A 10,430-nucleotide genomic window follows, 5' to 3' on the forward strand; every position below is an offset into this window, starting at 1 on the left:
TACATCGCCCTCGCCTGGTGCACCGCCCTCACCCTCCTCGGCTTCACCTGGGCCATGAAGCACTTCAACAAGGACCGCACCAACTGACACCGACGACCGGCGGCAACTGCCGGGCCGGCCCCGCCCTGCCCTGCCCTGCCCCGGGCAGCACCCCACCCCGAGCGTGAGACGAGGTACATCCGATGGCACGTCAAACTCTCCCCGTACGAAGGACCTCAGCGCAGCACCACGCGGTGACCGGTGAACAGGCGGAGCTGCTTCGCGTCGGCACCGACACGCTGCAGCGGGCCGACCCGGAACTGGCCGCACTGCTGGACGCCGAGGTGAGCCAGCAGAACTCGACCCTCGCGATGATCGCCTCGGCGTCCGTCGCGGACCCCTCCGTCCTCGCCGTCGGCGGCGCGGCCCTGTCGAACGTCACCGCCGAGGGCTACCCCGGCGCCCGCTACCACCCCGGCGCCCAGCAGTTCGACGCCGTCGAGAACCTGGCGGTGGAACGGGCCAAGAGCCTGTTCGGCGCGCGGTACGCGAACGTCCAGCCGCACTCCTGCTCCTCCGCCAACCTCGCCGTGCTGTCGGCGCTGATGCGGCCGGGCGACACCCTGCTCGGCCTCGACCTGGACGCGGGCGGCCACCTCACCCACGGCTCCCGGGCCTCGGTCAGCGGCCGGCACTACAACGCGGTCGCCTACGGCCTGGACGAGCACGGGTACATCGACTTCGCGCAGGTCGAGGCGCTGGCCGAAGAACACCGGCCGCAGGTGATCATCGCGGGCGCCAGCGCCTACCCCCGCACGGTCGACTTCGCCCGGTTCCGGGCCATAGCCGACGGCGTCGGGGCGTATCTGCTGGCCGACATCTCGCACATCGCCGGCCTCGTGGCGGCGGGCCTGCACCCGAGCCCGGTCGACGTCGCGCACCTGACCACCACCAGCACGTACAAGCAACTGGGCGGCCCGCGCGGCGGGTTGATCCTCAGCGGGCGGGACTTCGAGGCGCCCGGACCGAACGGCCGTACCCCGCTGCACAAGTTGATGCAGCGCGCGGTGTTCCCGCAGTCGCAGGGGACCCCGAGCCCGGCGTCGATCGCCGCCAAGGCCCGCGCGTTCGCCGTCGCCGCGCGCCCTGCGTTCCGCGAGACGGCCGAGCTGATCGTGCGGGACGCGCAGGCGCTCGCCCACGAACTGTCCTCGCTGGGCTACCGGATCCTGACCGGCGGCACCGACAACCACATGGTGCTGATCGACGTGTCCGACGTCGGTCTGACCGGGGTGACCGCCGAGCGGGCCCTTGAGCGGTGCGGCATCCTCGCCAACCGCAACCGCATCCCCGGCGACACCAAGCCGCCGCTGGTCACCAGCGGGCTGCGGCTCGGCACCAACATCCTCGCCCAGCGCGGGATGCGGCCGGAACAGATGCGCGAGTGCGCCCAGCTGATGCACACCGTGCTGGCCGGCACCCGCCTGGACTCCGACACCGAGTACCTGATCGACCCCGCCCTCGTCGCCACCGTCCGCGAAGAGGTCCGGTGGCTGTGCTCCCGTCACCCCCTGCCCATCGACACCACCGCAAGCGTGCCGGTTTCCCTGATCGGAGTCGGATCATGACCGCCTCACGCACCCCAGCCTCCGACGTCCGCACCGAGGCGACGGCCCAGCCCTCGCCACCCCACACCGACGCCACCACCCAGCCCTCGCCACCCCACACCGACGCCACCACCCAGCCCTCGCCACCCCACACCGACGCCACCACCCAGCCCGCACCGTCCCACACCGACACCACCGCCCAGCCCTGGCCGCCCGTGCTCGTCCCGGCGGACCAGCCGCGCCGGCCCGGCGCCGGGCCCCGGCTGTCCGCCGTGGAGAGCGCCCCGCTGCCGGGCAGCACGGTGAACGACACTCCGCTGGACGACACCCCTCTGGACGGCACTCCGCCGGACGGCACCCTGCCGGACGACGCCCTGCTGGCCGCCGCGTTCGCGGCGCTGCTGCACCGCTACACCGGCCAGGGCCTGATCGCCGTGGCCGCCGCGGACGGCGAACTGCGCTACGAGGTCGACGGGGAGCACACCCTGGCGGACCTGGTGGCGCACGGCACCGCCGTCGACGCGACCGGCACCGCGGCGGCCGGCTTCGCCGCCGGGGACGACCCGGCCGAGGACGGCGCCCCGCTGGAACTCCAGCTGGTGATCCGGGCCGGCACCGCCCAACTCCGGTACGACGCCGAGCTGTTCGAGCGGGACACCGCGGCCCGGCTGCTGGGCCACTACCTGACCCTGCTCGCCGACGCGCTCGCCGCCCCCGGCCGCCCGGTGCGCGCGCTGCGCCTGCTGAGCGACACCGAACTGCACACCACCCTCGTCGAGTGGAACCGCACCGGGACCGAACTGCCCAACTCCGGTTGTCTGCATGAGGCGTTCGCGTCCCGGGCGGCCCTCGCCCCGGACGCGGTCGCCGTCGTCCACGCCGGCCGGCGGTGGACGTACGGCGAGGTCAACGCGGCGGCCAACCGGCTCGCCCACCACCTGCGCACCCTGGGCGTCGGCCCGGACGTGCGGGTCGGCCTGTGCCTGGACCGCTCGGCCGAACTGCTCGTCTCGGAGCTGGCGATCCTCAAGGCGGGCGGCGCGTACGTGCCCCTCGACCCGGACTACCCGGCGCAGCGCATCGCCGCGATGGTCGGCGGCACCTCCTGCGCGGTGATGATCAGCCGCACCGACCTCACCGGCAACCTGCCCGAGGGCGACACGACCCCGCTGGTCCTGGTCGACCGCGACACCGAGCTGCTGGCCGCCCTGCCCGAGCACGACCCGGAGCCCGTCGCGGGCCCCGAGCACCTGTGCTACATCATCCACACCTCCGGCTCGACCGGTGCGCCCAAGCCGATCGCGCTGCGCCACCGCGGCGTGCTGAACAACGTCGCCGACCTCAACACCCGCTACGACGTGGGCCCCGGCGACGCGGTGCTCGCGCTGTCCTCGCCCAGCTTCGACATGTCGGTGTACGAGTTCCTGGGCCTGACCGTCGCCGGCGGCACCGTGGTCGTCCCCGACGCGGGACGCGCCAAGGACCCCGAGCACTGGGCCGATCTGCTGGTCGCCGAGAACATCACCGTCTGGAACTCCGCGCCGGCGCTGCTGAACCTGGTCACCGACCACCTGGAGCAGACCGGCGTCGGCGTCCTGCCGCGGCTGCGCCTCGCGCTGCTGGGCGGCGACTGGGTGCCGGTCACCCTGCCCGAGCGGGTCGCCGCCTTCGCACCCGACCTCAGGTTCGTGGTGATGGGCGGGGCCACCGAGTCCTCGATCCACTCGACGCTCTACGAGGTCGAGAAGGTGGACCCGGACTGGACGAGCATCCCCTACGGCCGCCCCATGGCCAACCAGCGCACCTACATCCTCGACGACCACCTCCAGCCGGTCCCGCCCGGCGTGCCCGGCGAGCTGTACCTGGCCGGCACCGGTCTGGCCCGCGGCTACCTGGACCAGCCCGAGCGCACCGCCGAGCGGTTCCTCGACTGGTCGTGGGGCGACGTGGTGCGCGGCGAGCGCCTGTACCGCACGGGCGACGCGGCCCGGTTCGGCCCGGACGGGATGATCGAGCTGATCGGCCGCAAGGACTTCCAGGTCAAGATCCACGGACTGCGCGTGGAGCTGGGCGAGATCGAGACCGTGCTGCGCTCCCACCCGGACGTGCGGCAGAGCGTGGTCGTCGCCCGCGACAACCGGCTCGTCGGCTACGTCGTCGCCGAGGACGGCGCCACGGCGGACACCGACGCACTGATCGAGCTGGCCGCGCGCAAGCTGCCGGACTACATGGTGCCGGCCGCGGTCGTCGCCCTGCGGAAGCTGCCGCTGACCCCGAACGGCAAGCTGGACCGGCTGGGCCTGCCCGAACCCGAGTTCACCACCGCCGAGTACCGGGCGCCCGAGACGGCCGAGGAGCGCGTCCTTGCCGCCGTCTTCGCCGAGGTGCTGCGCAAGGAACGCGTCGGTGTCGACGACGACTTCCTCGTCCTCGGCGGTGACAGCATCCGCGCCATCCAGGTCGTCACGCGGGCCCGCGCCCGCGGCCTGGAGGTCACCGCGCCGCAGGTCCTCAAGTGCCGTACGGCCGCCCGGCTGGCCGAGCAGGCGACCGGCGCCGACTTCGCCGCCGAACTGGTGCCCTCCGCGCCACTGGCCGACCCGGACTCCGCGGAGTTCCGCGACTGGCGGGAGCGCTACCCGGGCCTGGCGGACGTCTGGCCGCTGACCGCGCTGCAGTCCGGGATCCTGTTCGAGTCATCCTTGAGCGACACCGGGTACGACGTCTACCACATGCAGACCGTCTTCCACCTGTCAGGTGCCGTGGACGCCGAGCGGATGCGCGCGGCCGGCCAGGCCCTGCTCGACCGGTACGCCAACCTGCGCGTCGCCTTCGTCCCGGACGCCGACGACAACCTGGTCCAGCTGGTCGTCGACGGCGTCGAACTTCCCTGGCGCGAGCTTGACTTCAGCGAGCTGGAGGGGGCCGAGCGGGAGCAGGCCGTCACGGAATTCCTCACCGCCGACTACGCCGACCACTTCGACCGCACCCGCCCGCCACTGCTGCGCCTCGCCCTGCTGCGGCTGGCCGAGCGGTCGTACGAGCTCGTCCTCACCACCCACCACGTGCTGATCGACGGCTGGTCCGAGCCGATCCTCATGCAGGACCTGCTGCGGCTGTACGCGTCCGGCGGGGACGCCTCCGCGCTGCCCGCGGTGCGCGGGTTCCGGGACTTCCTGGCCTGGCTGGGCCGGCAGGACCGGGAGGTGTCCGCGCGGGCCTGGGGCGAGCAGCTCGCCGGACTCGACGGGCCGACGCTGCTGGCGCCGGGCGCACCGCGCGCCACCGTCCGCGGGGCCGGGGAGCTGGGCGTCGCGCTCACCCCGGCCGAGTCCCGCCGGCTCGGCCGGCGCGCCGCCGAACTGGGCGTCACCGTCAACACGTTGGTGCAGGGCGCCTGGGCGGTGCTGCTCGGCGCGCTCACCGGCCGCGAGGACGTGGTGTTCGGCGCGACCGTCTCCGGCCGCCCCGGCGCGCTGCCGGGCGTGGAGTCGATGGTCGGCCTGTTCATCAACACGCTTCCGGTGCGCGTGCGGTGCGCTCCCGGCGACACCCTCGCCGATCTGCTGACCGGACTGCAGACCCGGCAGTCGGCGCTGCTCGACCACCATCACCACAGCCTGGCCGAGATCCACCAGCAGACCGGCATGGACGCCCTGTTCGACACCCTGGTCGCGTTCCAGTCGTACCCGGTGGACCGGGCCGGCATCGCCGGGGCGAGCGCCGCGGCCGGCATCGAGGTGACCGGCACGGACGCCGAGGGCGCCGCGAACTACCCGCTGGCACTGATCGTGGAGACCGACCCCGGCCTGCGGCTGACCCTGCAGTACCACCAGGGTGTCCTCACCGAGGGCGCGGTCGACGCCATCGCCGGGCGCCTGCACAAGGTGCTGCGCCAGCTGCTCCAGGACCCGACGCTGCGGGTCGGCGCGGTGGACCTGCTGCTGACGGACGAGCGGGAGCGGCTCGGCGGCGGGAGCGGCGGCGGGGGCGGCGGCGGGAGCAGGGGCGGCGAGGCGGGGCTGACGGGCGGGGCCGTGGCGGTGCGCGCGGAGGAGGCGCCGCCGACGGAGACAGTGCCCACACAGTCACCGACCACGCAGTCACCGCCTACGCAGTCACCGGCCGCCGAGCCGCTGCCGCTGCTCGTCGAGCGGTGGGCGCGGCAGACGCCGGACGCGGTCGCGGTCGTCTCCGAGGGGGTCTCGCTGAGCTACCGGGAGCTGAACACGTGGGCCAACCGGCTCGCGCACCAGCTGCTCCGGCACGGCGTGGGCCCCGAGTCGGTGGTCGCGCTGGCCGTGGACCGGTCGGTGGAGCTGACGGTGGCCGTGCTGGGCGTGCTCAAGTCCGGCGCCGCGTTCGTGGTCGCCGAGCCCGGTGACGCCCCGGTCCCCGTCGCCGAGTTCGTACGCCGGTCGGACGTGGCCGAACTGGGCGCGCAGCCGTCGTACCCCACGGACAACCTCGACCCGGTGCGGCGCGACCGCAAGGCGCCGCTGCGACCGCGGGACTTGGCCTGGCTGCGCCGGCCGTACGTGGGCAAGGGCGCGGGTGCAGGTGCGGGCTCGGGCACTCCGGACGTGGTGGCGGTGGACGTGGTGGCGGTGGACGTGGTCGCGCCGGGCGTGGTGGCGGTGGACCACCGCGCTCTGGCCGACGGGGCGGCACGGTTCGCGTCCGCCGCGGAGCTGGCGCCCGGCACCCGGCTGCTGGCGGCCTCGCCGCATGACGACGCGATGCTCTTCGAGACACTGTCCGCGCTGGCCCGCGGCGCCTGCGTCAAGGTACCCACCGAGATCGAGACCTTCGGCCGGGAGTGGGGCTGGACCGGTGACGTGATCGCCACGGTCGCCCCCTTCTTCACCGAGGTCCTCAACCGCGGCGGCCGTTCCCTGTACGCCGGCACGGTCGTCCTCACCGGCGACACCCTGCCGGAAGCCCTGGTCCAGCGGCTGCGGGAGCTGATACCGGGGGCGCGCGTGGTCGGCACCTACGGCCCCGCCGAGACCGGTACGACGCTGTCGGTCCCGGACACCTCCGCGCGGGTACGGCCGGTCGGCGCCACCCGGACGTACGTACTGGACTCCGCGCTGCGGCCGGTACCGCCGGGCGTGACCGGCGAGCTGTACGTCGGCGGCGAGGCCGCGCGCGGCTACGCCGGCCAGCCGGCGCGCACCGCCGGGCGCTTCCTGCCGGACCCGTTCGGCCCGGACGGCACGCGGATGTACCGCACCGGCGACCTCGCCCGCCGCTCCGGCGACGGCACCCTGGAGTACGTCGGCCACGGCGGCCCCTGGGTCCGCGTGCGCGGGCAGCGGGTGTCGGCCACCGAGGTCACGGCCGCGCTCGCCGCGCACCCCGAGGTGGCGCACGCGGTGGCCGTGGTCCAGGAGGGCGCAGGACCGGACGACGGACGCCTGCTCGGCTACGTCTCGCCGGTGCGCGGGAACCAGGTCGACGCCGAGGCGGTGCGGGCGTTCGTCGCCGGGCGGCTGCCCGACGCCTCGGTGCCGGCGACGGTCGTCGTCCTCGGCGAACTGCCGCTGACACCGGCCGGCGCGGTGGACCTCGCCGCGCTGCCCGAGGTGAGCACCGGCGGGTCCGAAGGGGGCCGCCGGGGCGGCCGTACCCCGCAGGAAGTGGCGGTCTGCGAACTGATCGCGGACGTCCTCGGGGTCGAGGAGGTCGGCATCGACGACGACCTCTTCTCCCTCGGCTGCAACTCCCTCAAAGCCACCCGCATCATCGGCCGGATGCGCCGCACCCTCGGCGTCGAAGTCTCCATCCGGCAGCTCTTCCAGCACCCGAACGTCGCGGAACTCTCCGAACACCTCAAGCCCGCCACCGCGAAGAGCCGGCCCAGCCTGGGCGGCACCCTGCGGCGGATGACCCAGCGCGAGGGATCGGGAACCGCGGCGATGGCCCAGCAGATCCGCAACGACACCATGGAAAAGGTGAAGGTCATGCGTGACAACGCCAAGCAGGAGACCGTCCAGCTCCGGGAGCAGCTCAAGGAGCAGCTCGTCGGGCAGACCCGGGACAAGTACGGGGCCGACTTCCACGCCAAGCTGATGGAGGACGTCAACGACCGCGTCCGTACGGGGATCCAGTACGGGGCCGGGGCGGGGGTGCCGAAGCCGAAGGACGCCAAGGAGGCGCAGAAGCTGCTGAAGCGCATGCTGGAACGCTTCACCGAGCAGGTCCGCGACAGCGGCCAGGCCCACCCCCTGACCGAGGACGACCTGACGAAGGCACAGGACCTGCTGACCACGACGGCGGAGTCGCTGGGGGCGCTGTTCCGCAAGACTCCCCAGAAGACCGGCTGATCCACCCCGACGTCACCCCGGCACCCCCCTGCACCACCTGGCCACCGCCCCCTGGTGCCATCCCGAAAAGGCGGGCTACCTCCCCGGTCAGCCCCCTCCCCCGGCCCCCGCCCCTCCCCGAGTCCCCCGCTCGGGGCCGGGTGAGGGGCCGGGGGCTTCGCGCCGTTCGGGGTCAGCCGTTGCGTGAGGCTCCGTCCGGCCACACGACATCCACCGGGATACCGGCCTCCCTCGCTTCGAGGACGGTGTCAGCGGTACCGCCCCCCCTTGCCCGAGGGTGGCGCACCGTCCCACACCGCGACGAGACGGCCGGAGCGGTGGAGAAGCGTCCGGTTGGCCTCTTCGTACGCCGCACGGTCCGCGGTCTCGTTGTCGAGCACGACCACTTCACCGGCGGCCTCGGTGAGCCGGTCGAAGGTGTCGGCGTGCTCGGGTTTCACCTTGTTCGCCCGGTAGTCCTTGGAGGGGATGACTGCGACGAGGCGGCCTCCGAGTTCCAGAACGACTTCCGCGAACAGAGAGTCCGAGCCCTTGGCGATGCACGAGACACCGGTGAGGTCGTCGGCGTAGGGCTTGAGCGTTTCACGCAGCGCGTCGCGGACCAGGGGCACGCTGCTGTCGGTCAGGTCCATGTGCCCGGTCACGACGATCGTCGTCACGTTGCTCCTTCACCTCGAAAGGACTTCGCGGATCCCTGCCCGCGCCTCGCTGACGGTACGCGACGCCGACCGGCCCACCGTGTACGGATACAACTGCCCGAGCTGCGCGCGGACCCGGCTGGACCGGGTGCGCGCAGCGGCGTCGACCGCTCGGTGCGTGTGGTCCACCGCACTCGTCACATCGCCCATCAGGAAGAGGCACTCCGCCAGCCCGATCAGGTCCAGGGCATAGTTGCGTCCCGCCTCGGCTCCTCGCGTCGCCAGCGCGCCGCAGATGCTGTGGACAGCCGCTTCCGCATGTGGCGACGGGTCCTGGCGGGCCAGGTCGAGGAAACGGCCGCCGGTCACACCCGCCGGCTCGGCCTCGTCGAAGTACGCGATCCAGTACGGCTCGTCGTCTGCCCCGGCATCCGCGAGAGCCTCGGCCGCTTCCGCGGTGGCGCGCTTGAAGCCCGCCGAGCGCCCCAAGGCCGCATACGCCCAGGCCTCGCGCGTATGCAGCATGGCACGCAGCCGGGCGCCGGCCCTCTTGCCGGTGCCCTTCTGCGCCAGATGCACGAGTTCGAGTGCGTCCTGAGGTCGGTCGCGGCACAGCATCTGGCGCGCCATGCCCGCGAGAACGTTTGCGCCGAAGGGGTGAGCCGCCGGTACGGCGAAGAGGCGGGCCACGCCCGCCGGCTGGCACGCGTCCTGCGAGCGCTGTGCGAGCACTACGAGACGATCGGCGGCGCCCCGTAACCGAAAACCGCCCCCGTCCCGGTCTGTCCGGGGCGGGGGCGGGGCGGTGGGGGGTGGTGGGTCAGGGCCAGTGGTCGTCGTTCTGGGGTTGGGTGGCGCGGCGGACGACGATGTCGCCGATGATCGTGTGGGCGTGGACACGCACCGTGTCGGGGCCGGCGGAGCAGGCCTCGGGGTCGAGGAGGTCGAGGGCGCGGTAGACCGTGCCGACATGGGAGTCGAGGTCGAGCAGGGCCGGCGTGCCGAGGGTGATGCCGATGTCGACCTTGCCGGACGCGGTCTCCAGGACGAGGGGGCCGCGTACCGCCTCGTCGACGCGGATGTCCCCCTGCGAGGCCCGCGCCTCCACGGACCCGTGCGCCTTGCCGATGTGGAGGTCGCCGCTGTCCGCGTACACGTGCACGTCACCCTTGGCTTCTCCGATTCGTGCGTTGCCCTTGGTCCGGTTGAGCTGGACGGTCCCGTCGACCACGCGTATGCGGACGTCACCGCCCTCGGCGAACGCCTCCACGTCCCCGACGGCATGCCCCACACCGACGTTGCCGAGGATCGAGGTCAGGTGCAGCGGCCCGGCCTCCTCCAGGTCGATGTGCCCGCAGTCCGTGCTGAGCCGGCACTCCCCCAGGCGCCCCACGCAGTGGAAGTCCGCGGCCAGCGCCTCCCCCCGCACCCGGGAGCCGGCGGGCAGCTCGATGTCGATGACCACCGCACCGCCGCCCCGCGGGAACCCGCGCGGCTTGGGCGCGGCCACCACGAGCTCTCCGGCGGCGAAGGCGATACGGGCCTGTTGCGCGGTCGCCACGTCGCACGGGTCGGAACGATCGCCCGGACGCACCTCGACGACCGTGTCGGTGCGGTCGCTCGCGGCGATCCGGACGCTGCCGACGTTCAGTTCGACGGTGAGGTCGATCGGTTGAGGAGTGTCGAATTCCAGCATGGCGAACCCTCTGGGGATGGCAAGCAGCCCGTGGACACGCTGGGTGCCACGGGCTGCGGAGGTGGGTGGGGCTTCGCTGACGTACCCGTCGGTGTCAGTTGGTGCGGTCCTTGTTGAAGTGCTTCATGGCCCAGGTGAAGCCGAGGAGGGTGAGGGCGGTGCACCAGGCGAGGGCGATGTA

At 73.2% G+C, this 10,430-nt stretch carries 4 protein-coding genes and 1 pseudogene; 2 read left to right on the top strand and 3 right to left on the bottom strand.

Translation table 11 applies throughout. The annotated features are described in order from the left end of the window. Nucleotides 1–182: 182 nt before the first annotated feature. Together glyA and ACGFYV_RS37255 are read left to right on the top strand one after the other, a co-directional pair. Nucleotides 183–1,607: a serine hydroxymethyltransferase gene (gene glyA, locus ACGFYV_RS37250; RefSeq protein WP_393882988.1), complete on the top strand. Its 1,425-nt coding sequence runs from the start codon at nucleotides 183–185 to the stop codon at nucleotides 1,605–1,607. Further along, nucleotides 1,604–7,915 (top strand): amino acid adenylation domain-containing protein, encoded by a 6,312-nt coding sequence (locus ACGFYV_RS37255; protein ID WP_393882989.1) that lies wholly within the window; start codon nucleotides 1,604–1,606, stop codon nucleotides 7,913–7,915. Before glyA ends, ACGFYV_RS37255 begins: the two co-directional genes overlap by 4 nt. 172 nt (nucleotides 7,916–8,087) lie before the next feature. Here the strand turns inward: ACGFYV_RS37255 and ACGFYV_RS37260 are convergent. The 3 genes and pseudogenes from ACGFYV_RS37260 to ACGFYV_RS37270 form a co-directional block, all read right to left on the bottom strand. Beyond that, nucleotides 8,088–8,574 (bottom strand): annotated as a pseudogene (locus ACGFYV_RS37260) (hypothetical protein). A 9-nt stretch (nucleotides 8,575–8,583) separates the two neighbouring features. After that, nucleotides 8,584–9,285: a hypothetical protein gene (locus ACGFYV_RS37265; RefSeq protein ID WP_393882990.1), complete on the bottom strand. Its 702-nt coding sequence runs from the start codon at nucleotides 9,283–9,285 to the stop codon at nucleotides 8,584–8,586. Between the two features lie 88 nt (nucleotides 9,286–9,373). Then, nucleotides 9,374–10,249 carry a DUF4097 domain-containing protein gene (locus ACGFYV_RS37270; RefSeq protein WP_393882991.1) on the bottom strand — a complete coding sequence of 292 codons (876 nt, stop codon included), beginning with the start codon at nucleotides 10,247–10,249 and terminating at the stop codon, nucleotides 9,374–9,376. Nucleotides 10,250–10,430 lie beyond the last annotated feature (181 nt).

The sequence above is a fragment of the Streptomyces sp. NPDC048297 genome, assembly GCF_043201585.1.
GTDB lineage: Bacteria > Actinomycetota > Actinomycetes > Streptomycetales > Streptomycetaceae > Streptomyces.